Origin of the sequence: Burkholderia lata (genome assembly GCF_902499335.1) — a bacterium.
In the GTDB taxonomy this organism is placed as follows: Bacteria; Pseudomonadota; Gammaproteobacteria; order Burkholderiales; family Burkholderiaceae; genus Burkholderia; species Burkholderia lata_B.
The window spans coordinates 81,180-104,177 of record NZ_CABVQK010000022.1; the positions used below are offsets into that span (position 1 = coordinate 81,180).

Sequence of the window (22,998 nt, forward strand, 5' to 3'; positions counted from 1 at the left end):
GCCCGAGCGCGGCGGCCGGTGCGCTGACACCCCCATTCGACGCGGCGCGCGCGTTCAGGCAAGATCGACGCGCGCCGTCTGTTTTTCCGCCGTTACGAGTCAACGAAATCGCATGCAGAACTTCTACGAAGCCACCGTTACCCGCCAGCCCTACCCGCAACTGACCGGCACGATCGACACGCAGGTCTGCATCGTCGGCGGCGGCCTCGCCGGCCTGTGCACCGCGCTCGGCCTCGTCGAGCGCGGCGTGCACGACGTCGTCGTGCTCGACAGCGAACGGGTCGGCTTCGGCGCATCGGGCCGCAATGGCGGTTTCGTCTTCGGCGGCTACAGCCTCGACAACGCCGACCTGCTGCGCACGCTCGGCCGCGACGAAGGGCGCCGGCTGTACCGGCTCACCGTCGATGCGGTCGACCTGATCCGCGCGCGGATCGCGCGCTACGGCATCGACTGCGACATCGTCGACCAGGGCGTGATGCTCGCGAACTGGTTCGACGATCCGTCCCGGCTCGACAGCGTGCGCACGCTGATGAAGGATGAACTCGGCGTCGACTGGGAACCCGTTTCGACGGACGCGCTGCGCAAGCGGCTGAAGACGCAGCGCTATTACGGCGGCCTGTTCGAGCCGAATGCCTTCCATTTCCATCCGCTCAAGTACGTGCTCGGCGTCGCGGCGGCGGCATCGCGCGGCGGCGCGCGCGTGTACGAACGCTCGGCCGCGCTCAGCATCGCGCGCGAAGGCGCCGGGTACGTCGTGCGCACGGCGCACGGCACGGTGCGCGCGAAGGACGTCGTGTTTGCCGGCGGCGGCTACGCGCGCGGCGTGTCGCCGCGCATCGAGCGCGCGGTGCTGCCGATCGCGACCTACGTGATCGCGACCGAGCCACTCGGCGCGCGCCTGCCCGACGCGATCGACGCGCCGTACGCGATCTACGACACGCGTTTCGCATTCGACTATTACCGCCCGCTGAAGGACACGCGCATCCTGTGGGGCGGCCGGATCTCCGTGCTCGACCGCGGCCCCGACGCGATCGCCCGCCTGCTGCGGCGCGACCTGCTGCGCGTGTATCCGCAACTGGAAGGCGTCAAGGTCGACTACGCGTGGGGCGGGCTGATGAGCTACGCGCGGCACAAGATGCCGCAGATCGGCCGCGACGCGGACGGCGTGTGGCACGCGATCGCGTTCGGCGGCCACGGGATGGCGCCGACCACGGTTGCCGGCGAAGCGCTCGCGGCCGCGCTGGCCGAAGGCCGGCCGGTGCCGGAAGGCTTCAACGCGTTCGGGCTCACGCGCACGTTCGGGCTGGCGGGCCTCGCCGCCGCGCAGCTCACGTACACGGCGTACCAAGCCCGCGACGCGCTCGCGTCCTGCCGCCGCTGAGCGGTGGCCACGGCGGCCGAAACCGCCCTGCCGATTAGAGCGGAAGGTCGGCCGGGCGGGGATTTCCCACATGCTAGAATGGCTTTTCCAAGCCGCCGAAGCCACAATAAATTCACATGAAAGCAGGAAGCAAGGCCGCCACGTCCGACACCCGCGCGCTTCCGTCCGATGCGCGGCGCAAATACGATCCCGAGCAAACCAAGCGCAACATCCTCGACGTCGCCACGCAGGAATTCTCCGCGATGGGCCTCGCCGGCGCGCGCGTCGATGCCATCGCCGAGCGCACGAACACGACGAAGCGCATGCTCTACTACTACTTCGAAAGCAAGGAAGGCTTGTACGAGGCCGTGCTGGAGAAGGTGTACGGCGACATCCGCGCACTCGAGCAGGAGCTGCACGTCGGCGACATGGAGCCGCGTGAGGGCATGCGCCGCCTCGTCGAATTCACGTTCGACTATCACGACAAGCATCGCGACTTCGTCCGCCTCGTGTCGATCGAGAACATCCACGGCGCGAAGTATCTCGAACAGCTCAAGTCGTTCAAGAACCGCAACGTCAGCATCATCAAGACGCTCGAGGAACTGGTCGAGCGCGGCGCGGCGAGCGGCGCGTTCCGCAAGGACATCGACGCGTTCGACCTGCACCTGCTGATCAGCTCGTTCTGCTTCCACCGCGTGTCGAACCGCTACACGTTCGGCGCCGCGTTCGGCCGCGATCCGTCGGCACCGCGCCTGCGCGCGCGGCATCGCGACACGATCGCCGACGCCGTGCTGCGCTACGTCGCCGCGTAAGCGGCGGCGTCAGCCGGTTTCCCGGCCAGCCTCACACCGGGCGCACCCCAGCCGCGCCCGGCGTTCTCCGATGCGTCAGTCCGTCGGCGCGGTCGACGCCAGCGCGATCCGCGCCTTGGCTTCCGGGCTCCCCGCCACGTAATACTTCTTCGCCCAGCTCGAATCGGGCGCAAGCGCGAGCCGCGCATGCGCGCCCGTGCCTGCGTCCGTGCCGCGCTGCTTCGCATTGATCGTCAGTGCCCGCGCGCGATAGTGTTCATAAAGCCGCAGGAATTCCGCGAGATAGATCGCCGCGATCCGCTGGTCGCGGATCTCGAGCAGGTTCTCGTCGTTGTACTGCTCGGAATTGCGGCTCATGTTCGCCGAGCCCGTATAGACGACCGGATTCGCGCCTTCGGCATCGATCACGATGAACTTGTGGTGGATCACGACAGGCGGAAAGGCGGGCGCCGGTTCGCCCGGAAACAACCGTAATTCCGGCTCGAAACCCTGCGGCACGGTCGCCGGCGAGAAATACGCGGCATCGATCACGTCGTGGTTGTCGCGGCTGCGGTGGTACAGCTCGAGGTTCGCGAGCGTCGCCGCATCGAGCGTCTGGCCGGCCTGCTGCTCGGCATCGGCCTTCGTCGCGCTGCCGACATTGATCTTGTTCACCAGCCCGAACATCATGAGCCCGCGGTCGCCGGCCGCGAAGCACGCGTCGCGCAGCGCCGCGTCGGTCGGCATGAACAGACAGAACGACACCGAATGCTTCGCGGCCGCGATCGCGGCGACGATCGTGTCGATCTCGGTGCGCTGCCCCGCCGGCTCCGGCGAAAACGCGAGCCGCACCTGCGCACTGCCGATCGTCATCGGCTCCGACCAGCCCGGCGACAGCTTCGCCGTCTCCGCGATCGACGGATTCCCGGCCAGTGCATGCGCACGATCGTTGTACAGCGCGGCGAGCGCGGGCGAGTCGAATGCGTGCAGCACGTTCGCCTGCTCCGTGAGCCCCTCGGTCGTGAAGTTCGCGGAACCGGTCAGCACGCGGGAGGGCACCGCATTCGACGCCGCATCGGTCACGATGAACTTGTCGTGCATGATGTGCGTCTTGTCGCGCGGCGCGAGCGTCGCGAGACCCTGCAACGCATCGACAGCCGGCTGGTTCGGCGACGGCAACGGCGGCTTGCCCTTGCGCGCCGTCGTGTGCGCGTCGTAGACGATCGCGAGCGACGCTTCACCGTGCTGGCGTCCGAACGCGTCGAACGCGGGCAGCGCCCACAGCGTGTCGGTCAGGTGATAGACGGCCGACGCCGCGCGCGACGCGGGGTCGAGCATCTCCGCGAACACCTGCTCCATGTCGTTCGCGAGCCACGTGCGCAGCTTCAGCGCCTGCGCATCGCTCGGCGCCGCATTCGGCGCGAGGCCCAGCGCAGCGACCTGCTTCGCGAAGGCCTGCGAGCTGACCACCGCACGGTTGAACCACGTGCCGATGCCGTCCTCGATGTGCGCGGGCAGCACGACGTCGCACACGCCGGCTTGCGCATCGAGCACCTGCAGGTTCGCCGGCGTGCCGACGACCGGATACACGTCGTAGCGGAACGACGCGCCGCGATCCTGCGGATCGATGCGCGCGTCCCACCACATGAATTTCTGGATCGGCGCCTGGTCGGTCGGCGCGTCGCCCTGCGTGTGCGCGGCCGGGCCGTCGAACGTCAGGCGGTTCGGCAGCCAGCTGTCCGGCGCGCGCGTCTTGCCGTCGGCCGACCAGAAGCCCGGCGTGCGCCGGATCGCGAAGCCGAGGAAATCGGCGCGCGACGCCGCATCGGGCCAGTCGAAGGCCAGCAGGACCAGGGTGGGGGAAAGATAGCTGCGCACGCTGACGGTCATTCGTTGCTCCCTGGCCTTGCGGCCGGTCGAGGTGAATGGGTCAGTCTTGACGGCGGTTCTTCCCTGGGGATGACGGTTCGATGAACCTTGTATGTCGGACGCGCGTCAGTCGCACACGAGCAGCTCGATCCCGCGTGCGGTCAGCGCACGGCGCACAGCCTTGTCGGGCGAGCGCTCGGTCACGAGATAGCGGGCCGCGCCCGTGCCGTTGATCCGCACCGGCGTCACACGTCCGAATTTCGAATGGTCGGCGACGATCATCGCGGTGCCAGCCGCCGCGATCATCCTGCTGCGCACCTCGGCCGCGAGCCGCGAGTAGTCGGTGCATTCGCCATCGGGTGTGATGCCGCCGGCGCCGACGAACGCGAAATCGACGTGGTACTGCGCGAGCTGCTGGATCGTGTCGAGCCCGAAGGTGGCGTCCTCGTCGTCGGACAGCTCGCCGCCGAGCAGCGTCACGCGGTTGCCGTTGCGCCGCGCGAGCACGAACGCGGTGCGCCAGTCGTTCGTGTAGATCGACAGCCGGTGCCGGTCGGCGAGCGCGAGCGCAACCGCATGCGGCGTGCTGCCCGAATCGATCAGCACCGATGCGTCGTCGGGCACGAATTCGGCCGCGCGCCGCCCGATCGTGCGCTTGGCTTCCGCATTCGCGGCTTCGCGCTCCGACAGGCTCGGCTCGCGGCGATCCGCGGCCAGCGCGCCGCCGTGCGTCATCACGAGCAGGCCGCGTGCGGCCAGTGCGTTCAGGTCGCGCCGCACGGTCTCGCGCGACACGTCGAGCGAGCGGACGAGTTCCGCGACCGACAATGCGCCCGACCGTCCGAGCTCCGACAGGATGAATTGATGACGTTGTTCCGCCAGCATCGCGTGTGCGCCCGAGGCGACTGGTAATGGGTAAGCCGCCCATTGTATTACGGCCGTTTGACCGGCATTTGACTGCGCCGGGAAACCCGCCAGGCCGCGTTTCCCGAAAGCGAAATTCTGTATTGCCTGACGCGCGCGAATCGGCGCGGCGCCGGTTGCTACACTTTGCGCTTCGCCGAACGACAGACCAAGCAAAGGGGCTCGCGCCATGTATCGCAAAGGCAGTGTGATCGAAATCCAGTTTCCGCCCGAACGTCTCAACGACGCAGCCGGCGATCCGTACTGGATCGACCTGACGCTCGACGAGGCCCGCCGGCTCTACGAACAGCTCGCCGCGCGCTTCGCGACTGACGCTCGCGCCAACCAGCCGCTCGACACGTTCTCGATCGACTGATCTCCGCGGCTTCGCGCTCGCCCGCTTCGCCTCCGGGGCGGCGCCCCTTCGCTTCCTCCGGCACCGCCCGCCCTGGCGGCCGCATGCGCGGCACGCAGCATGAGTGCAGGATTCGACAAGACGCCCGCATCGCTTCCCCCGATACTGGCCGACTTCACGATTCTGTCCGGCCGCCTCGCGGCCCGCCACGCATGCTGACCTCGATCGTCGCCGCCGCTTTCGTTGCACTCTGGTCCACCGGCTTCATCGTCGCGCGGGCAATCAAGCCCTACGCCGATCCCAACCTGTTCCTGCTCGCGCGTTTCGCGGGCACGGCCGCGCTGTTCGGCGCGGTGGCACTTGTCACGCGCGCGCCGTGGCCGGCCCGCCGCGAATGGCCGCGCCACCTGATCGCGGGCGCGCTGCTGCAGGGCGTCTATCTCGGCGCGAGCTACTGGGCCGTTGCGCAGGGGCTGAACGCGGGCGTCATGGCGCTGCTCGGCGCACTGCAGCCGCTCGCCACCGCCGTGCTCGCCGTCCCGCTGTTCAACGAGCGCCTGCCCGCGCGCGGCTGGTTCGGGATGGCGCTCGGGCTCGCCGGTGTCGCGCTCGTGCTGGCGCCGAAGGTCATGGGCGGTGTCGCGCCGCCGCCGGGCGCCGCGCCTGCGTGGCTCGTCGTCGCGGTCTCGGTGCTCGCGGTCGGGTCGATCACCGCCGGCTCGCTGTACCAGAAAGGCAAGCTCGCGCGGAGCGACCTGCGCACGGCGGTTGCCATCCAGAACTTCGGTGCGGCGATCGTCGCGGCGATCTTCGTCGCGCTGCTCCACGAGACGCGCTGGATCGGCGCGCCGGCGCTGTGGGTATCGCTCGTGTGGGGCGTCGTGTTCCTGTCCGGCGGTGCGGTCACGATGCTGATGTGGATGCTGCGGCGCGGCAACGCCGCGCGCGCGACGTCGCTGCTGTTCCTCGCGCCGCCGCTGGCCGCGCTGCAGGGCTACTGGCTGTTCGGCGAGACGCTCGCGGCGATCCAGCTCGCCGGCTTCGCGCTCGCGCTGGTGGGCGTCGTGCTCGCGCGGCGCTGACGCGCGCCACCGTGCGCGCGGTCGTGCGGCTGCATGCACGCCGGCCGCCACGCGCATCGAATTCCGACCGCGCGAACGCCCGTTCCGCGGCATCGTTGCACCCGCCCGGCGCACCATGCACCACGGCGATGCAACCCGTCTCGCCGAAGCAACGCGAAATCGCCGGATCGTATGCCCGGCGCGGCGCCGCGCCGCGATTGCGCTTATGATGGGCGCCTTGATTTCGTTCCGGAACTCCCTTCATGACATCCGCCGATTACGCCAGCCGCCAACGCGCGATCATTGCCGAACTGAACGTCGCCTCGCACTTCGACGCCGAGGCCGAGATCGCCCGCCGCGTCGAGTTCCTCGCGCAATACCTTCGTTCGACCGGCCTGCGGACCTACGTGCTCGGCATCAGCGGCGGCGTCGATTCGTCGACGGCCGGCCGGCTCGCGCAACTGTCGGTCGAAAAGCTGCGCGCCGACGGCTACGATGCGCGCTTCATTGCCATGCGCTTGCCGAACGGCGTGCAGAACGACGAAGCCGATGCGCAGCGCGCGCTCGCGTTCGTGCGCGCGGACGAGGAACTGACCGTCAACGTGAAGCCGGCGGCCGACGCGATGCTCGGCGCGCTGGACGCATCCGGCCACGCGTTCGAGACGCCGGCCCAGCGGGACTTCGTGCATGGCAACGTCAAGGCGCGCGAGCGCATGATCGCGCAGTACGCGGTAGCCGGGGCGCGGCGCGGCATCGTGATCGGCACCGATCACGCAGCCGAGTCGCTGATGGGTTTCTTCACGAAATTCGGTGACGGCGGCGCGGACATCCTGCCGCTCGCGGGGCTGAACAAGCGTCGCGTGCGCGCGGTGGCGCGTGCGCTCGGCGGCGAGGAACTGATCGTGATGAAGGTGCCGACGGCCGACCTCGAGGAACTGCGCCCGCTGCGCCCCGACGAGCACGCGTACGGCGTCACCTACGACGAGATCGACGATTTCCTCGAAGGCAAGCCGGTGGCCGACAACGTGTACGAAACGGTGCTGCGCTTCTACGACGCTTCGCGCCACAAGCGCGCGCTGCCGTACACGCCGTTCGACTGGCCGGCCGCATAAGCCGGCAGCCCAGGCTGAAAAATACCGCCGCGCGCACCGTAGCGGCTGCGCGCGGCGGTCCGACGACGGGCAACGCTACGCGTGCCCGGCCGTCTTCTTCGTCTGCAGCGCACGAATCCGCATCCGCGCGCCCGTATCGCTGACCGTCGCGTCGTACATCGTCGCGAGATCGCGCTTGAGCGCGGTACGCGAGCCGCCGTCGAGATACACCATGTGCCCCGACGGATAGAAACGCGCGGACAGGTTCTGCCGCACCTTCTGATCCTCGAGCGGCATCTGCTGCAGGTCGATCACGGTCTGGTAGAACGGCGTGACGAAATCGTAGAAGCCGTTCGCCGACAGCACCTTCAGGTCGACGTTCAACGCCATCACCGCGGCGAGATCGCCGGCCGTGTAGAGAATCACGTTCCCCTGCGCATCGATGCCCTGCTGCGCGCCGGTCGGGTCGATGTGGCTGAAATCCCAGTTCTGGAACGCCTGGTCGTTCAGGTCGGTGAACGCGGAATTCGACGTGAACTTCAGCTGCTCGTTCAGGTAGCTGTTCCACATCGCCGTATAGACGCCCGTCACGGCCGTCATCGTCGGATCGTTGCCGCCCGAGTTCGGGTCGATCTTGCCGGCGATGCCCGACGAGATCCCGGTCACGCGGCCGTCGTACGAACCGAGAGCCAGCCCCTGCGCCTGCAGCAACGTCGTCAGGAACAGCGAATTGCCGCGCGCGTTGTAGCCCGCGATATTGAGACTCCACGACTGCAGCGTCGCCGTGTCGATACCCGTGTATTGCGACAGCTTCTGCACGGTGGCCGGGTCCGCATGCGGGACCGTGCGCAGCGCGTTCAGGTAGTCGGTGCGCGAGAACTGCGCGACTTCCTCGACGAACGCGCCGAGATCGGTCGGCGCCGGCGTGACGCCGAGTTTCTTGTGATACCACGCATCGGCCGCCGCGGTCGGCAGCGCGCCGACCGGGTTGCCGGCCTGCCGGTAGTCGAGGATCGACGATTGCAGCGTGACGCCGTTCAGATCGACGCCGTCCTCGTGCAGCTTGTACGCGAGCACGCAGCTGCGCGCGGTGCCGTACGATTCACCGAACAGGTATTTCGGCGAATTCCAGCGGTTGTTCTTCGTCAGGTAGCGCTTGATGAACTGCTTCAGCGAATCGGCATCCTGGTCGACGCCCCAGAAGTTGCGGTTCTTGTTCGGCGCGACGGCCGCCGAATAGCCGGTGCCGACCGGGTTGATGAACACCAGGTCGCTGTGGTCGATCATGCTGTCCGGGTTGTCTTCCATCTGGTACGGCGCGGGCGGCGTGAACCCCGGCATCGACGTCTTGATGCGCTTCGGCGCGAACGAGCCCAATAGCACGAACACCGACGACGAGCCCGGCCCGCCGTTATAGAAGAACGTCACGGGCCGCGTTTCTTCCTTCGCGCCGTCGGCCGTGAACGCGACGTAGAAGATCTTCGCGGCCGGCTGCGAACTGCTCGGGTCGACCGTCACGAGGTGGCCCGCCGTCGCCGTGTAGGCGATGCGCTTCCCGTCGATCAGGATCGTGTGATGCGTGATCGCGGCCGCCTCGGTCGTGTCGGTCACCGAATCGTCGGGGCCGTTGCCGTACGCGACCGGATCGAAGAACGGCTGGTCGCGGCCGTGGCTGAGCGCGACCGGGTTGACGGTCGGCGGCACGCCATGCGAATTGTGGTCGCCGTGATGCAGCGGATACACGCCGCCGGAAGATGCGGAATCGATGCCCATCGTGCTGCTCCTGGAGGTGAGAAAAAGGCGCGGGCAGGAAGCCCGCGCCATACGGAAAGCCGTGTACCGCGGCCGTCAGCTCGACGGCTTGCGCGTCAGGATCGCCGCGAGCTGCGCGCCGTTCGGGCTGCCGAGGCCCGTGCATGCATCCCAGCCTTGCGCGGCAGCATACGTACCGTTCGAGCCCTGCGTGATGTCGCGCAGCGCGCCCGGATTCTTGTACAGCACCGGGTTGACCCAGCCGGCGGCCGCACCGCCCGCCGCACTCGCCGCCGCATTGATCCGCGCGATCAGCGCGGCCCACAGCGGCGCGACCGCGCTCGTGCCGCCCATCACCGTGGCCGTGCCCGCGATCGACACTTCGTAGCCCGTCTGCGGCGACGCATCGCCCGCGACGTCCGGCACGCCGCGCTTCGCGAGCGGCACGCGGCTACCGTCAGCCAGCGTGGCAGCGAGCCCCTGCTGCCACGCCGGCAGGTCGAACAGCGTGCTGACGCCGCCCCCGCCCGCGCCGCCGCCGGCCGCCTCGTCGTTCCACGTGACCTCGCTGCGGATGCCCTGCCCCGGCAGCGCGTCGAGCTGTGTGCCGCCGCAGCCGAGCACGTACGGGCTCGATGCGGGGAAGTCGACATGATCGGCGCCGTCCTGCAGCCCGTCGCCCGAGCCGCTGTCGCCCGATGCCGCGCACACCGTGATGCCTTGGGCGGCGGCCGCCTGCAGCACGCGGTTGAACGCCTGTGCGGACTGGGTCTGCCAGATCGCCTCCGGTCCGCCCCAGCTGATCGAGATCACCGACGGCTTGTTGGTCGTGTCGCTGACGGCCGCGTTGACGGCCTGGATGAAGCCCGCATCGCTGTTCGGCGCAAAGTAGACGGCGATCTTCGCGGCCGGCGCGATTGCACCGGCGATCTCGATGTCGAGCGCGACTTCGCCGTCCGGGCCGCTCGGGTCGCCGGTCGGCGTATTGCGGCCGGTGCCGACGTTCACGTCGACGAGTGTCGGCGGTGTCTTGATGCCGAGCCCGCGGAAATACTGCTGGATGTCGGCCGCGCGGTAACCGCCGCCGAGCTCGATGATCGCGATGCATTGCCCGGCACCGTCGCCGGCCGGAAAGCCGTACAGCGACGCCAGCTGGATCGGGGTGAACGTGACGCCCGCCGCACCGCCGCGCGCGGGCTTGAACGGCGGACGCAGCCGGAAGTGCGGCCGCGCCTGCGGACGGCTGTCGAGGCCGAGCACGGCCGTGACGGCGTCGCCGAGATCGTCGGGCAGCGCGATCGGGCCGGAGCGGCCGCGATACTGGCCGATCGACTGATGCTCGAAGCGTTCGAGCTTGACGCCGAACGCGGCTTCGAACTGCTGGATCGTGCCGGACAGCACGACGACGCTTTCAACGGGATCGACGCGATCGACCGTCAACTGGTGGTGACGCGCGAAGTCCTCGGCCTTGCGAATGTCGTCGGGATTGGCGGAAAAACGTTGCGCGAAGGTTTCGCGCGACACCGGTTTCGCTTGCGCGTCGCCGGTGGCGAGCTGGTGAAGCAGCGTATCGAGTTGCCCTTCTTCCTGCCGCCGCAACATGATCGTGACGTGGATGCGTTCTGCCGGATCGCACGGACCGAGGCACTTGGACTCGGCGACGATTCGGGGTTCACGGTCGGCGTGAAGATGCCTTGCCATGTTCAGACCCTCCTTGGTACCGCGTTGCACGGAACAGCCAGGAAATCGGACAGGGCCGGCGGGAGACGGTTCCGTTCGGTCGGTCGGGTTCGCGCAGCGCGAAGTAACAGGGAGTTTAGAACAGTCAGACGATTTACGCGCACGCCCTTCTGCGACGGGGCGCACGCGCGGGCCGGCGTTGCGCGCGGCCTTCACCCGGTGCGGCGACACGCCGCGCGACCTGCGCCGGCGCGACGCCGCCTCGGCACTCAGTCCATCGACAGGCGCAGCGCAAAGCCGATCAGCGCCGCGGAAAACGTCCAGCGCTGCACCGTCTGCGCGAGCGGATGCGCGCGCATCCAAGCGGCGATCCGCGACGCGCCGAACACGCATGCGAGGTCGAAGCACACGCCGGCCGCCACCAGCAGCCCGCCCAGCTCGAACATCTGCAACACGACCGGCCCGGCCTCGGGGCGCACGAACTGCGGCAGCAGCACCGAGCAGAACAGCAGCGCCTTCGGGTTCAGCAGGTTGGTGAGCAGGCCCTTCACGAACGACTGGCGCAGTTCGCCCGCCGTGGCCGCCGCGTCGCCGTCGCCGAGCGCGAACACGGGCGAACGGAACACCTGGATCGCGACATAGGCGAGATAGAGCGCGCCGCCGTAGCGGATCACTTCGTACAGCCACGGCGCGCTGCGGATCAGCGCCGCGACGCCGCACGCGGACAGCGTCACGTGCGCGGTGCGCGCGAGCGACAGGCCGGCCGCCGCCGCCATCCCCGGCCGCACGCCGCGGCCGATGCTGGTCTGCAGCACGAGCGCCATGTCCGGCCCCGGCACTGCATAGATGGCCGCCAGCGCGGCGAGATAAATCAACAGCAAATGCGTGGAAATCATGGTCTGCCCCTGTCCTCTTACGGCGATATATTGCCGCCAGAGTGCGAGGGATTATTGGCCATATTTGGTTCAGGATTGGCGATTCATAGGGGAATCCGCCACAATCACCGAATCTGCACCAGGAATCCGCCAATATGACCGAACTCGACAAAACCGACCGCGCCATCCTTGCCGCGGTGCAGCGCGACGGCCGCCTGCCGATCGCCCGCCTCGCCGACACCGTGGGCCTCTCCGAGACCCCGTGCGCGCGGCGCCTGAAGCGCCTCGAGAACGACGGCTACATCGAGCGCTACCGCGCGCAGCTGTCGCGCCAGGCGCTCGGTTTCGGCGTCGTTGCGTTCGTGCTCGTGCGGTTCGCGACGCACGACCGCAAGACCGCCGACCGTTTCGAGCGGGAGGTGATCGGCATCGAGCGGATCCTGGCGTGCCACAACGTGGCCGGCACCGCGGACTATCTGCTGCAGGTCGTCGCGCGCGATCTCGACGACTACGGCACGTTCCTGCGCGAGTCGCTGCGGATGCTGCCGGGCGTGACGTCGATCGAATCGGCGCTGTCGCTGCGCGAGGTCAAGCATGACGCGGGGCTGCCGGTGCCGTGATGCGAGCGGGCGGACGCCGCTCGCAAACCGAACCCGGCGCCCGATCCGTCACTTCGACGCCGATCGATGTGGGCCGCATCGGGCCGCGCCGCCGCAACACTCGTTCACATTGTTGAGGCCGGCGGCCTACGCGATGTCGGGCGGCTGGTGCGCGCGTTCGAGATCCTCGAGAAACGCTTCCACGAGCGGATTGCCGCGCCCGTTGCGCGCGACGACCATGTGGAACGTCACGTCGTAGCGCAGTTGCTCCGGATTGAGCGGCGTGAGCAACCCTTGTGCGACGTATGGCGCCGCGAAGTGCTGCGGCAGGTAGCCGAGGTGGTGGCCGGACAGGATCAGCAGCGCGACGGCCTCCATGTTGTCGGCGGTCGCGGTCACGCGGTCGGGCGTCGTCGACATCTGCGCTTCGGGCAGCGGATACGAGCGCCACGCCCATTCGAAGCCCGCGACGTCGGCCGGCGTCAGCGCGCCGGCGCCGTCGAACAGCGGATGGCCGCGCCCGCAGTACGCGACCTGGCGCTCGATGAACAGCGGCGTGTAGTGCAGCGACGGCACCCGGTGCCAGAAGTAGCCGACCGCGATCTGGATCTCGTCGCTCAGCAGTCGCTCCTCGAGATCGCCCGGCGCGCGCACGGAGATCGAGAATCGCACGGCCTCGTCGCGGGTGCGGAACGCGGCGATCGCCTCGGCGATCCGCGCGTTCTGGCTCACCGGCGTATGGCCGATCAGGCCGATGTTCAGCGTGCCGACCAGCTGGCGGTCCATATGCCGCGCGGCCATCCCGAATTCGTCGAGCGCCGCGAGCAGCTTGCGGCTCATCGCGTGGAAGCGCTCACCCTTCGGCGTAAGCCGGAAACCGCTGCGGCCGCGCTCGCAGAGCCGGTAGCCGAGCCGCGTCTCGAGCGACGAAAGCTGCGCGCTGATCGTCGACTGCCCGACGTTCAGCACGGCCTGCGCGGCCGATACGCCGCCCGCGTCCGTGACCGCGAGAAACACGCGGATCAACCGCAGATCGAGGGTCGACAGATTCCCCAGCACGCTCATCCCCTTCCATACATCGATGAAAATCGATGTTTACGTCGATATCTTCGCATTCTTCTTTCCCGGCGGAGCGCGTAAAACTGTGCGCCAAGCCGCGTCGCATGATACGGCAACCCCACATCGGAAGAGACAGCCATGAACGACCACACCCATTTCCAGCCGCTCGGCGGCAATGAAATGCCGCGCTGCGGCGGCATCGCGACGATGATGCGCCTGCCGCACGTGGCGAGCGCCGAAGGCCTCGACGCCTGCTTCGTCGGCGTGCCGTTCGATCTCGGCACCTCCAACCGCACCGGCGCGCGCTTCGGCCCGCGCCAGATCCGCACCGAATCCGTGCTGCTGCGCCCGTACAACATGGCCACGCGCGCGGCCCCTTTCGACTCGCTGCAGATCGCCGACATCGGCGACGTCGCGATCAATCCGTACAACCTGCACGATTCCATCGCACGCATCGAAGCCGCATATGACGCGATCCTCGAGCACGACTGCAAGCCGATCACGCTCGGCGGCGACCATACGATCGCGCTGCCGATCCTGCGCGCGATCCACCGCAAGCACGGCAAGGTTGCATTGATCCACGTCGATGCACACGCCGACGTGAACGACACGATGATGGGCGAAAAGATCGCGCACGGCACGCCGTTCCGCCGCGCGGTCGAGGAAGGCCTGCTGCACGGCGACAAGGTCACGCAGATCGGCCTGCGCGGCACCGGCTACGCGGCCGAGGATTTCGACTGGTGCCGCGAGCAGGGCTTCCGCGTCGTCCAGGCGGAGGAATGCTGGAACAAGTCGCTCGCGCCGCTGATGGAGGAAGTGCGCGCGCGCGTCGGCGACACGCCCGTCTACATCACCTTCGACATCGACGGCATCGATCCGGCCTACGCGCCGGGCACCGGCACGCCGGAAATCGCGGGCCTCACGGTGCCGCAGGCGCTCGAGATCATCCGCGGCGCGAAGGGGCTGAACATCGTGGGCTGCGATCTCGTCGAAGTCGCGCCGCCGTACGACCCGTTCGGCACCACGGCGCTGCTCGGCGCGAACCTCGCGTACGAGCTGCTGTGCGTGCTGCCGGGCGTCGCGTACCGCGACTGATCCCCGCACCGCCACCTATTCCAAATCAGAGGATTCAAGAGGAGCACAAATAAAGATGGGGACTTCCGTCAAGCAACCCAAGCGGGCGGCGCTCGCGTCGTTCGTCGGCACCACGATCGAGTGGTACGACTTCTATAGCTACGCGACCGCCGCCGCCATCGTGTTCGGGCCGCTGTTCTTTCCCGGCGAAAACCGCTTCATCAGCCTGCTCGCATCGTTCGGCTCGTTCGCGGTCGGCTTCTTCGCGCGGCCGCTCGGCGGCGTGATGTTCGGCTACCTCGGCGACCGCTTCGGCCGCAAGCGTTCGCTGCTCGCGACGCTGATGCTGATGGCCGTGTCGACGGTCGCGATCGGCCTGCTGCCGACCCATGCGCAAGCCGGTGTGATCGCACCGATCCTGCTCGTGCTGATGCGCGTGCTGCAAGGCATCGCGGTCGGCGGCGAATGGGGCGGCGCGGTACTGCTCGCCGGCGAGCATGCGCCGGAAGGCAAGCGCACGTTCTTCGCATCGTTCGCACAGCTCGGCAGCGCGAGCGGCCTGATCCTGTCGATGCTCGCATTCGGCGCGATCAGCACGCTGTCGAAGGAAGACATGATGAGCTGGGGCTGGCGCGTGCCGTTCCTGGCAAGTTCCGTACTGCTGATCGTCGGCTTCGTGATCCGTGCGAGCGTGTCGGAATCGCCCGAGTTCGAGGAAATCAAGAAGAGCGGCAACATCGCGCAGAAACCGCTGCGAGAAGCGCTCAAGTACTGGCCGCTGCTGCTGCTCGCGATCGGCGCGAACGTGTACGGCATCGCCGGCGTGTATTTCAGCAACATCTTCATGATCAGCTATGCGACGCAGTTCCTGTCGCTCGACCGGTCGATGGTGCTGCATTGCATGACGATCGTCGCCGTGCTGCAGTTCGTCGTGCAGCTCGCGGCCGCGTTTCTCGCGCAGCGCTTCGGCACCACGCGCGTGCTGCTGATCACCGGCGCATGGGCCGCGATCGTCCCGTTCGTCATGCTGCCGCTCGTGCACATGGGCACGCCGCTGTCGATCACAGTCGGCGTCGGCCTCGCGACGCTCGCGGAATCGGGCTACTACTCGGTGGTCGCGGGCTTCGTCAGCGGCATCTTCGTCGCTCGCATCCGCTACACGGCGATCTCGATCGCGTACCAGGTGTGCGGCGCACTCGCCGGCGGCCTCACGCCGCTCGTCGCGACCATCATCGCGCAGAACACCGCGCCGCAATGGTGGCCGCTCGCGCTCCAGTACACCAGCGCCGCGATCCTGTCGTCGTTGTGCGTGTGGCTGATCTCGCGGCGTGTGAGCATCGACGATGCGGGTGCGCCCCGCAAGGTGGCCGACACGTTGCCGCACGCAGTACGCACTGCGTAACGCACACGTGCACCGGGCTGGCGGCTTCGCCCGCCCGGGCCTCGTACATCCGGGGGCGGCCGTCTGGCCGCCCTTCTTGTTTTCCGGACCGCGCCCCGATCAGTGCACCTGGTTGCGCAGCGTCTTCGCGGCGGCGACCATGTTCGTCAGCGCCGGAATTACCTCCGCCCACTGGCGCGTCTTCAGGCCGCAGTCCGGGTTCACCCACAGGCGTTCCGCCGGAATCCGTTCAGCCGCCTTCTTCATCAGGCCGACGATGTGCTCCTGCGTCGGGATGTTCGGCGAGTGAATGTCGTACACGCCCGGCCCGATTTCGTTCGGATACTTGAAGTTGTCGAACGCGTCGAGCAGCTCCATGTCCGAGCGCGAGGTCTCGATCGTGATCACGTCCGCATCCATGTCGGCGATCGACGCGATGATGTCGTTGAACTCCGAATAACACATGTGCGTGTGGATCTGCGTATCGTCCTGCACGCCGTTCGCGGTGATGCGGAACGATTCGACCGCCCACTTCAGGTACTCGCCCCACTGCGCTCGGCGCAGCGGCAGCCCTTCGCGCAGCGCAGCCTCGTCGATCTGGATCACGCGCACGCCGGCCTTCTCGAGATCGAGCACTTCCTCGCGGATCGCCAGCGCGAGCTGGTAGCACGACACCGAGCGCGGCTGGTCGTCGCGCACGAACGACCAGTTCAGGATCGTCACGGGGCCGGTCAGCATGCCCTTCATCGGCTTGTTCGTCAGCGACTGCGCATACGTGATCCATTCGACCGTCATCGCCTTCGGGCGGCTGATGTCGCCGAACAGGATCGGCGGCTTCACGCAGCGCGAACCGTACGACTGCACCCAGCCGAACTGGCTGAACGCGTAGCCGTCGAGCTGCTCGCCGAAGTATTCGACCATGTCGTTGCGTTCGGCTTCGCCGTGCACGAGCACATCGAGTTCGAGCGATTCCTGTTCGCGGACGCTGCGTTCGATCTCGGCCTGCATCGCCGCGCGGTAACCGGCCTCATCCAGCGCGCCGGCCTTGAACTGGCTGCGGGCCTGGCGGATTGTGCCGGTCTGCGGGAACGAGCCGATCGTTGTCGTCGGGAACGCCGGCAGGTTCAGGCGTGCCGACTGCTTCGGCGCGCGCTGCGTGTAGGGGCTCACGCGGTTGCCGAGCTGCGCGTCGATCCGGGCGATCGCGGCCTTCACCGCCGGGTTGTTCACGCGCGGCGAATTGCGGCGCGAATGAATCGCGGCGGCGTTCGCGGCCAGCGCATCGGCCACCTTGTCGCGACCTTCGTTCAGTGCGGTTGCGAGCACTTTCAGCTCGTCGAGCTTCTGCAGCGCGAACGCGAGCCACGAACGGATTTCCGCATCGAGCTTGTCCTCGCTCGCGAGATCGACCGGCACGTGCAGCAGCGAGCACGACGGCGCGAGCCACAGGCGCTCGCCCAGTTGCTTCGCGAGCGGTTCGAGCCAGTCGAGCGTCGCGTTCAGGTCCGTCTTCCAGATGTTGCGGCCGTTGATCGCGCCCACTGACAGCACGCGCTCGGCCGGCAGTTCACGCACCAGTGCGTCGACTTCGCCGCGTGCGTTGATCGCATCCACATGCAGGCCGTCGACCGGCAGCGAGCTCGCCAGCGCCAGGTTGTCCTGAAGCTGGCCGAAGTACGTCGCGAGCAGCACCTTGATGCGGCGCGTTTCGAGCGCGGCGTACGCGGTCTTGAATGCTTGTTGCCACTCGGCGTCGAGTTCGGTGACGAGAATCGGTTCGTCGATCTGCACCCATTCGACACCTTGCGCGGTCAGCGTGTCGAGCAGCGCACCGTACACCGGCAGCAGCTTCGGCAGCAGTGCGAGGCGGTCGGAATCGTCCTTCGCCTTGCCGAGCCACAGGTACGTGACGGGGCCGAGGATCACCGGCTTCGCGGCCACGCCCTGCGCCAGGGCTTCCGCCAGTTGCTGGAGCAGGCGCGACGGGTCGAGCGAGAAGTTCGTGTCCGCGTGGAATTCCGGCACGATGTAGTGGTAGTTCGTGTCGAACCACTTCGTCATTTCACCGGCCGCGACCCCGCCGCAGCACGCGGCATGCTCTTCCGCCGACTGCGCCGAACGGCCGCGCGCGACACGGAAATAGTTGTCGAGCACGTCGCCGTGGAAGCCCTGCACGCGCTTCGGCAGGTTGCCGAGCGTGAAGCTCATGTCGAGCACCTGATCGTAGAACGCGAAGTCGCCGATCGGCGCCAGGTCAAGGTCGCGCTGATCGTTCCAGTGACGCTGGCGCAGCTCGGCGCCAAGCGCCTTCAGCTCGTCGCGCGACGATTCGCCTTTCCAGTAGCGTTCGAGACCGAACTTGAGTTCGCGCTTCGCGCCGATGCGCGGAAAACCGAGGTTGTGTGTCGTGACCATGAGCTGTCGTCCAGAAGAAATTTGAAGATCCGGCAGCCATGATAGGGATTTCAAACCATGAAATAAAATGGCATTATTTCATTCATCCATTAAAGTTATTCATGTATCTGTTGCGCGAGCGCTAACCATGCTGGAACGATTCCATCTCGTCGTCATTCGTGAAGTCGAGCGTCAGGGCTCGCTGACCGCGGCCGCCAATGCGCTGCACCTCACGCAATCGGCGCTCAGCCATACCGTCCGGAAAATCGAGCAGCAGCTCGGCACGCCGATCTGGGATCGGGAGGGTCGCGGCCTGCGGCTCACGCAGGGCGGACAGTATTTGCTGAAGCTGGCGAACCGGCTGCTGCCGCAGTTCGAGCTCGCCGAGGAGCGGATGAAGCAGTACGCGAAGGGTGAACGCGGCACGCTGCGCATCGGGATGGAGTGCCACCCGTGCTACCAGTGGCTGCTGAAGGTCGTGTCGCCCTACCTGTCGCGCTGGCCCGACGTCGACGTGGACGTGAAGCAGCGCTTCCAGTTCGGCGGCATCGGCGCGCTGTTCGGCTATGACATCGACGTGCTCGTGACGCCCGATCCGCTGAACAAGCCGGGCCTGCGCTTCGACCCTGTGTTCGACTACGAGCAGGTGCTGGTGGTCGCCGATTCACATCGGTTCGCGAACGCCGACTACGTGACGCCCGAGCAGCTGACCGACGAGATCCTGATCACCTACCCGGTCGAAACCGACCGGCTCGACATCTACAACCAGTTCCTGACGCCGGCCGGCATCGTGCCGAGGCGGCACAAGTCGATCGAGACGACCGACATCATGCTGCAGATGGTGGCGAGCGGGCGCGGCGTGGCCGCGCTGCCGAGGTGGCTTGCCGACGAATACGCGGACCGGATGCCGGTCGTGCCGGTCAAGCTCGGCAAGAAGGGAATCGCGAAGCAGATCTTCCTCGGCATCCGCGACACGGATGCATCGATCGACTATCTGGCCGCGTTCGTCGCGCTGGCGCGCGAGTCGACGTGGAGCGCGCCGCGCATGCTGCGCTAGGCGCGCCCGGTTCTCAAGTGCGTCAGGCCGCGCGCACGCCGACGCGTTCGCTGCGCTCGACCCACGCACCGAACAACAGGCCGATCGTCGTCCACATGATCACCTGCATGCCGATGGCCGCCACGCGGAACTTCCACAGCAAGGCCGCCGGGAAATCGGCCGGCAACTCGCTGACCGACGGCAGCCCGATCTGCACGGCCGCGATGATCGCGACGAACACGAGCCCGGCGACGATCGACGCGTTCCACTGCCCGAGCTTCGCCAGCAGATGGCGGCGCACGCTGACCGAGAACACCATCGTCGCGACCGAGATCGCAATCATCAGGAAGAACAACCCCGTGCGATAGCCGATCGTGTCGGGGTCTCCAACCGACGGCGGATTGGCCGGGTACTTGATGTTCGGCACGATCACGAGCGCGACGAACGACGCCAGCGCGAGCCACGCAGCCAGCGGCCGTGCCGGGAGACGGCTGCCTCGGCCATACGCATATGCAAAGACCAGCGAGAACAGCCCGCCGAATGCCGCGCCGTAGGTCACGACGCCCGTCAGCAGACCGAGGCCGGCTTGCGTGTGGCGGCTGACCAGTTCGGGTTCCGGTGCTTCGCCGTGGGTGGCTTCGGTTTTTTCTTCGAAGGAGATTGCCTGATCGACTTGCGGTTCGCCGACGACTTTCGCGAAACCGAACGTGAGGAGGCCTGCGGCGATGCCTGCGAGCATCCCGCGCATGAGCAGCTTTCCGACCATCGTGAGCTCCGCGTCAGTGGCAGGGGAAGCCGAGCAGATGGCGGCCGTCGTGGACGAACTCGTGGACATACATGCCCGGCACGAGCGACGTCGCACCTTGTTCCGCACCGACGAAATACAGTGCGAGCAACAGGATCAGGCCGACGAACACGGCCCACGGCAACAGTTCACGGACGGGGATGGGTGCCGGCACGACCGCCGGCTTCAGCACTGCTTCGCTCATGGATGCACCTCAGGGGAATCGCGCCCCGACAAATGTTGGATGGGTACGAAGGCAGGTCTGGCTTCCGGGATCATGGATCACCGGTTACAGTGGCGCGACCGCGCCGGGATTGCACCGGCTTCCGCGTTTCGTATCCGGCGAATTGTACGCGCGAACGTTCGCGTATTGAAGCGGCGGCAGGTGGACGAGTGCGTCCGTCCCGGATCATCCGAAAACCGACATGAACATGCATGCCTCGCTGCGCCTGATTGCACATGCGTCGACCCGGGCGATGCGCACCGGCACGTTTCCCGACGACGATCCGCTCGACGCGCACGGGCTCGCCGAAGCCGCGGCGCTGCGCGACCGGTGGACGGGCGTCGCAGGCTCGCTCGTGCTGTGCAGCCCGGCCCGCTGTGCGGTGCAGACCGCCGATGCACTCGGGCTGTGTGCGGACATCGATGACGCACTGCGCGACATCGACTACCGAAACTGGCGCGGTAAGCGGCTGCACGACCTCGCGCGCGACCTGCCTGACGAACTGGGTGCGTGGATCGGCGATCCGTCCGCGTCGCCGCACGGCGGCGAATCGTTCGATGCCGCGATGCGCCGCGTCGGCACATGGTTGAATGCGCTGCAGCACGACCGCGACATCGTCGCCATCACACATGCACCGATCGTTCGCGCGGCCATCGCGCATGCGCTGCGGATGGATCCCGACGCGGCAACCCGCATCGACGTCGCACCGCTGTCGTGCACGTCGTTCGCTGCGTCGCCACACGGATGGATGTTGATCGCCGCCGACGATCGGCGCGACACTGTCGCATAGCCTCCCGCCGTGTAGCGTTCGCGATGTCGACCACGACGCAGGCCGACGTGTCACGTCGTATCGCAATCGCTTGGCGATGCTCACCTTACGTTGCTGTAAGACACACCGTTCGCACTCCCTGCTGTCATCAAACTGACTGCTAGCCGAAGCTAGGATCGGTCGCGGTTCCCTTACGAGATACCGTCATGAATCAACCTGCTTCGTCTGCCCCGAACAATTCGGGTTCCGTCGAGCGCACCAGGCAGCTCGGCTATGCCGTCTTCCTGCTGGTGCTCGCGATCGGTGCGATCTATATCGCCACGCACCTGATCGACGATCTGTCGCCGATGCGCGAAGGGTCGTTGTTCCCGTACCTGATGCTCGGCGCCGCACTGCTGATCGCGCTCGGCTTCGAATTCGTCAACGGTTTCCACGACACCGCAAACGCGGTGGCCACCGTGATCTATACGCACTCGCTGACACCGAACGTCGCGGTGATCTGGTCCGGCCTGTGGAACTTCCTCGGCGTGATGATCTCGAGCGGCGCCGTCGCGTTCGGCATCCTGCAACTGCTGCCGGTCGAGCTGATCCTGCAGGTCGGCAGCGGCGCGGGCTTCGCGATGGTGTTCGCGCTGCTGATCGCCGCGATCGTGTGGAACCTCGCGACCTGGTATTTCGGGTTGCCGTCGTCGAGCTCGCATACGCTGATCGGCTCGATCATCGGCGTCGGGCTGATGAACCAGCTGATGCACGGGCCGTCCGGCACGAGCGGCGTCGACTGGGGCCAGGCGCTCGGTGTCGGCAAGTCGCTACTGCTCTCGCCGATCGTCGGCTTCCTGTGTGCTGCGCTGCTGCTGCTCGTGCTGAAAACGCTCGTGCGGATTCCGGAACTGTACAAGGAGCCGCCGAAGGACCAGCCGCCGCCGTGCTGGATTCGCTGCCTGCTGATCCTGACCTGCACGGGCGTGTCGTTCGCGCACGGCTCGAACGACGGTCAGAAAGGGATGGGCCTCATCATGCTGATCCTGATCGGCACGGTGCCGACCGCCTATGCACTGAACAAGGCCGTGACGCCGGCCGAGACGCAGACCTTCGTTGCGGTCGCGAACCAGGCAGCCGCGACCTTCGGGAAGTACACGAACGGCGTCGCGCCGTCCGCGAACCCGCGCGCCGACGTCGAGCTTTACGTGCAGCATCGCGAACTGACGCCGGCCGTGATCCCCGCCGTGCAGCAGTTGTCCACGTCGCTCGCGACCGCGGTCGGCGCGTCGGGCTCGATGGCGGCCGTGCCGCAACGCGACGTCGACAACGTGCGCAACACGATGTATCTGGTATCCGAAGCAATCCGCCTGATCGAGAAGTCCGGACAGCCCGCGTTCGCTGCCGACGACAAGCTCGCGATCGACAACTATCGCAAGCAGCTCGACCACGCGACCAAGTTCATTCCGACGTGGGTGAAGGTAGCGGTCGCGATCGCACTGGGCCTCGGCACGATGGTCGGCTGGAAGCGGATCGTCGTGACCGTCGGCGAGAAAATCGGCAAGCAGCATCTGACCTACGGACAGGGCGCGTCGGCGGAACTCGTCGCGATGCTCACGATCGGCGCGGCCGACGTGTACGGATTGCCGGTGTCGACGACGCACGTGCTGTCGTCGGGCGTCGCGGGCACGATGGCGGCGAACGGATCGGGCTTGCAATGGGGCACGGTGCGCAGCCTCGTGCTGGCGTGGGTGCTGACGCTGCCGGCGTCGATCGTGCTCGCTGGCGGGCTCTATTGGCTGTTCCGGACGGTGGCGTAAGCGGTGATGCGGTGGGTGGCCGGCAGGAGCCGGCTGCCTGCTGCAAAAGATTCGCCTTTCCGCTTCTCCGCTTCTCCGCTTCTCCGCTTCTCCGCTTCTCCGCTTCTCCGCTTCTCCGCTTCTCCGCTTCTCCGCTTCTCCGC

The 22,998-nt window shown here is 67.3% G+C and carries 20 protein-coding genes and 1 riboswitch; of the genes, 11 read left to right on the forward strand and 9 right to left on the reverse strand.

All coding sequences use genetic code 11. The features are described 5' to 3' along the window. Positions 1-112: 112 nt before the first annotated feature. A complete protein-coding gene (locus tag BCO18175_RS37985; RefSeq protein ID WP_174988730.1) occupies positions 113-1,381 on the forward strand; it encodes an NAD(P)/FAD-dependent oxidoreductase in 1,269 nt (422 codons plus the stop codon). Positions 1,382-1,497: 116 nt separating this feature from the next. Further along, positions 1,498-2,172, forward strand: coding sequence for a TetR family transcriptional regulator (locus BCO18175_RS37990; RefSeq protein WP_011353990.1), 675 nt, complete (start codon positions 1,498-1,500; stop codon positions 2,170-2,172). 75 nt (positions 2,173-2,247) lie between these two features. Here BCO18175_RS37990 and BCO18175_RS37995 read toward each other — a convergent pair whose 3' ends face one another. Further along, the gene (locus tag BCO18175_RS37995) at positions 2,248-4,041 is read right to left on the reverse strand and encodes a phospholipase D-like domain-containing protein (protein WP_174988731.1); all 1,794 of its coding nucleotides are present in this window, start codon (positions 4,039-4,041) and stop codon (positions 2,248-2,250) included. A gap of 105 nt (positions 4,042-4,146) precedes the next feature. After that, positions 4,147-4,905, reverse strand: coding sequence for a DeoR/GlpR family DNA-binding transcription regulator (locus tag BCO18175_RS38000; protein WP_174988733.1), 759 nt, complete (start codon positions 4,903-4,905; stop codon positions 4,147-4,149). A gap of 208 nt (positions 4,906-5,113) precedes the next feature. Between BCO18175_RS38000 and BCO18175_RS38005 the strand changes: the two genes are divergently transcribed. From BCO18175_RS38005 to nadE, 3 genes are all read left to right on the forward strand, one after another. Next, the gene (locus BCO18175_RS38005; protein WP_006480515.1) at positions 5,114-5,299 is read left to right on the forward strand and encodes a hypothetical protein; all 186 of its coding nucleotides are present in this window, start codon (positions 5,114-5,116) and stop codon (positions 5,297-5,299) included. A 191-nt stretch (positions 5,300-5,490) separates the two neighbouring features. After that, positions 5,491-6,360, forward strand: a complete 870-nt coding sequence (locus BCO18175_RS38010; RefSeq protein WP_174988735.1) for a DMT family transporter — start codon at positions 5,491-5,493, stop codon at positions 6,358-6,360. A 242-nt stretch (positions 6,361-6,602) separates the two neighbouring features. Then, positions 6,603-7,451, forward strand: coding sequence for an ammonia-dependent NAD(+) synthetase (gene nadE / locus BCO18175_RS38015; RefSeq protein ID WP_174988744.1), 849 nt, complete (start codon positions 6,603-6,605; stop codon positions 7,449-7,451). Positions 7,452-7,526: 75 nt separating this feature from the next. Here nadE and BCO18175_RS38020 read toward each other — a convergent pair whose 3' ends face one another. The 3 genes from BCO18175_RS38020 to BCO18175_RS38030 all read right to left on the reverse strand — a co-directional run bounded on the left by BCO18175_RS38020 (position 7,527) and on the right by BCO18175_RS38030 (position 11,758). After that, on the reverse strand, positions 7,527-9,203 hold the full coding sequence (locus BCO18175_RS38020; protein WP_174988746.1) for a S10 family peptidase: 1,677 nt from the start codon (positions 9,201-9,203) through the stop codon (positions 7,527-7,529). 75 nt (positions 9,204-9,278) lie between these two features. After that, positions 9,279-10,883: a S53 family peptidase gene (locus BCO18175_RS38025; RefSeq protein ID WP_174988748.1), complete on the reverse strand. Its 1,605-nt coding sequence runs from the start codon at positions 10,881-10,883 to the stop codon at positions 9,279-9,281. Positions 10,884-11,131: 248 nt separating this feature from the next. Continuing rightward, positions 11,132-11,758: a LysE family translocator gene (locus BCO18175_RS38030; protein ID WP_174971948.1), complete on the reverse strand. Its 627-nt coding sequence runs from the start codon at positions 11,756-11,758 to the stop codon at positions 11,132-11,134. 134 nt (positions 11,759-11,892) lie between these two features. Here BCO18175_RS38030 and BCO18175_RS38035 point away from each other — a divergent pair, with 134 nt between their 5' ends. Continuing rightward, the gene (locus BCO18175_RS38035) at positions 11,893-12,357 is read left to right on the forward strand and encodes an Lrp/AsnC family transcriptional regulator (protein WP_174917129.1); all 465 of its coding nucleotides are present in this window, start codon (positions 11,893-11,895) and stop codon (positions 12,355-12,357) included. Positions 12,358-12,483: 126 nt separating this feature from the next. Here the strand turns inward: BCO18175_RS38035 and BCO18175_RS38040 are convergent, their stop codons facing one another. Next, entirely contained in the window at positions 12,484-13,395 is a 912-nt protein-coding gene (locus BCO18175_RS38040; RefSeq protein ID WP_174971946.1) for a LysR family transcriptional regulator, read from the reverse strand. A gap of 138 nt (positions 13,396-13,533) precedes the next feature. On the opposite strand from BCO18175_RS38040, the gene speB reads away from it, so the two are divergent. Next, a complete protein-coding gene (gene speB, locus BCO18175_RS38045; protein WP_174971944.1) occupies positions 13,534-14,490 on the forward strand; it encodes an agmatinase in 957 nt (318 codons plus the stop codon). 55 nt (positions 14,491-14,545) lie between these two features. Beyond that, entirely contained in the window at positions 14,546-15,871 is a 1,326-nt protein-coding gene (locus BCO18175_RS38050; protein ID WP_174971942.1) for an MFS transporter, read from the forward strand. A 99-nt stretch (positions 15,872-15,970) separates the two neighbouring features. Here the strand turns inward: BCO18175_RS38050 and metE are convergent, their stop codons facing one another. Beyond that, positions 15,971-18,265: a 5-methyltetrahydropteroyltriglutamate--homocysteine S-methyltransferase gene (gene metE, locus BCO18175_RS38055; RefSeq protein ID WP_174988750.1), complete on the reverse strand. Its 2,295-nt coding sequence runs from the start codon at positions 18,263-18,265 to the stop codon at positions 15,971-15,973. A gap of 127 nt (positions 18,266-18,392) precedes the next feature. Between metE and BCO18175_RS38060 the strand changes: the two genes are divergently transcribed. Next, positions 18,393-19,301: a LysR family transcriptional regulator gene (locus BCO18175_RS38060; protein ID WP_174971938.1), complete on the forward strand. Its 909-nt coding sequence runs from the start codon at positions 18,393-18,395 to the stop codon at positions 19,299-19,301. A gap of 22 nt (positions 19,302-19,323) precedes the next feature. On the opposite strand, the gene BCO18175_RS38065 is transcribed toward BCO18175_RS38060, so the two are convergent. Together BCO18175_RS38065 and BCO18175_RS38070 are read right to left on the reverse strand one after the other, a co-directional pair. Next, positions 19,324-20,046, reverse strand: coding sequence for a CbtA family protein (locus tag BCO18175_RS38065; protein ID WP_174988752.1), 723 nt, complete (start codon positions 20,044-20,046; stop codon positions 19,324-19,326). 13 nt (positions 20,047-20,059) lie between these two features. Next, positions 20,060-20,269: a CbtB domain-containing protein gene (locus BCO18175_RS38070; RefSeq protein ID WP_006488502.1), complete on the reverse strand. Its 210-nt coding sequence runs from the start codon at positions 20,267-20,269 to the stop codon at positions 20,060-20,062. A gap of 33 nt (positions 20,270-20,302) precedes the next feature. Further along, positions 20,303-20,440, reverse strand: a riboswitch (cobalamin riboswitch). 49 nt (positions 20,441-20,489) lie between these two features. Here BCO18175_RS38070 and BCO18175_RS38075 point away from each other — a divergent pair. Then, on the forward strand, positions 20,490-21,077 hold the full coding sequence (locus tag BCO18175_RS38075) for a histidine phosphatase family protein (RefSeq protein WP_174988754.1): 588 nt from the start codon (positions 20,490-20,492) through the stop codon (positions 21,075-21,077). 185 nt (positions 21,078-21,262) lie between these two features. Then, positions 21,263-22,855 (forward strand): inorganic phosphate transporter, encoded by a 1,593-nt coding sequence (locus BCO18175_RS38080; RefSeq protein WP_174988756.1) that lies wholly within the window; start codon positions 21,263-21,265, stop codon positions 22,853-22,855. Positions 22,856-22,998: the final 143 nt, after the last annotated feature.

What these genes read in the sequence shown, in the direction of transcription:
- BCO18175_RS38075 (WP_174988754.1), top strand. Translation starts at nt 20,490, where the DNA reads ATGAACATGCATGCCTCGCTGCGCCTGATTGCACATGCGTCGACCCGG.
- BCO18175_RS38020 (WP_174988746.1), bottom strand. Translation starts at nt 9,203, where the DNA reads ATGGGCATCGATTCCGCATCTTCCGGCGGCGTGTATCCGCTGCATCAC.
- metE (WP_174988750.1), bottom strand. Translation starts at nt 18,265, where the DNA reads ATGGTCACGACACACAACCTCGGTTTTCCGCGCATCGGCGCGAAGCGC.
- BCO18175_RS38070 (WP_006488502.1), bottom strand. Translation starts at nt 20,269, where the DNA reads ATGAGCGAAGCAGTGCTGAAGCCGGCGGTCGTGCCGGCACCCATCCCC.
- BCO18175_RS38025 (WP_174988748.1), bottom strand. Translation starts at nt 10,883, where the DNA reads ATGGCAAGGCATCTTCACGCCGACCGTGAACCCCGAATCGTCGCCGAG.
- BCO18175_RS38010 (WP_174988735.1), top strand. Translation starts at nt 5,491, where the DNA reads ATGCTGACCTCGATCGTCGCCGCCGCTTTCGTTGCACTCTGGTCCACC.
- BCO18175_RS38030 (WP_174971948.1), bottom strand. Translation starts at nt 11,758, where the DNA reads ATGATTTCCACGCATTTGCTGTTGATTTATCTCGCCGCGCTGGCGGCC.
- BCO18175_RS38065 (WP_174988752.1), bottom strand. Translation starts at nt 20,046, where the DNA reads ATGGTCGGAAAGCTGCTCATGCGCGGGATGCTCGCAGGCATCGCCGCA.
- BCO18175_RS37990 (WP_011353990.1), top strand. Translation starts at nt 1,498, where the DNA reads ATGAAAGCAGGAAGCAAGGCCGCCACGTCCGACACCCGCGCGCTTCCG.
- BCO18175_RS38035 (WP_174917129.1), top strand. Translation starts at nt 11,893, where the DNA reads ATGACCGAACTCGACAAAACCGACCGCGCCATCCTTGCCGCGGTGCAG.
- BCO18175_RS37995 (WP_174988731.1), bottom strand. Translation starts at nt 4,041, where the DNA reads ATGACCGTCAGCGTGCGCAGCTATCTTTCCCCCACCCTGGTCCTGCTG.
- BCO18175_RS37985 (WP_174988730.1), top strand. Translation starts at nt 113, where the DNA reads ATGCAGAACTTCTACGAAGCCACCGTTACCCGCCAGCCCTACCCGCAA.
- BCO18175_RS38050 (WP_174971942.1), top strand. Translation starts at nt 14,546, where the DNA reads ATGGGGACTTCCGTCAAGCAACCCAAGCGGGCGGCGCTCGCGTCGTTC.
- BCO18175_RS38000 (WP_174988733.1), bottom strand. Translation starts at nt 4,905, where the DNA reads ATGCTGGCGGAACAACGTCATCAATTCATCCTGTCGGAGCTCGGACGG.
- speB (WP_174971944.1), top strand. Translation starts at nt 13,534, where the DNA reads ATGAACGACCACACCCATTTCCAGCCGCTCGGCGGCAATGAAATGCCG.
- nadE (WP_174988744.1), top strand. Translation starts at nt 6,603, where the DNA reads ATGACATCCGCCGATTACGCCAGCCGCCAACGCGCGATCATTGCCGAA.
- BCO18175_RS38005 (WP_006480515.1), top strand. Translation starts at nt 5,114, where the DNA reads ATGTATCGCAAAGGCAGTGTGATCGAAATCCAGTTTCCGCCCGAACGT.
- BCO18175_RS38080 (WP_174988756.1), top strand. Translation starts at nt 21,263, where the DNA reads ATGAATCAACCTGCTTCGTCTGCCCCGAACAATTCGGGTTCCGTCGAG.
- BCO18175_RS38060 (WP_174971938.1), top strand. Translation starts at nt 18,393, where the DNA reads ATGCTGGAACGATTCCATCTCGTCGTCATTCGTGAAGTCGAGCGTCAG.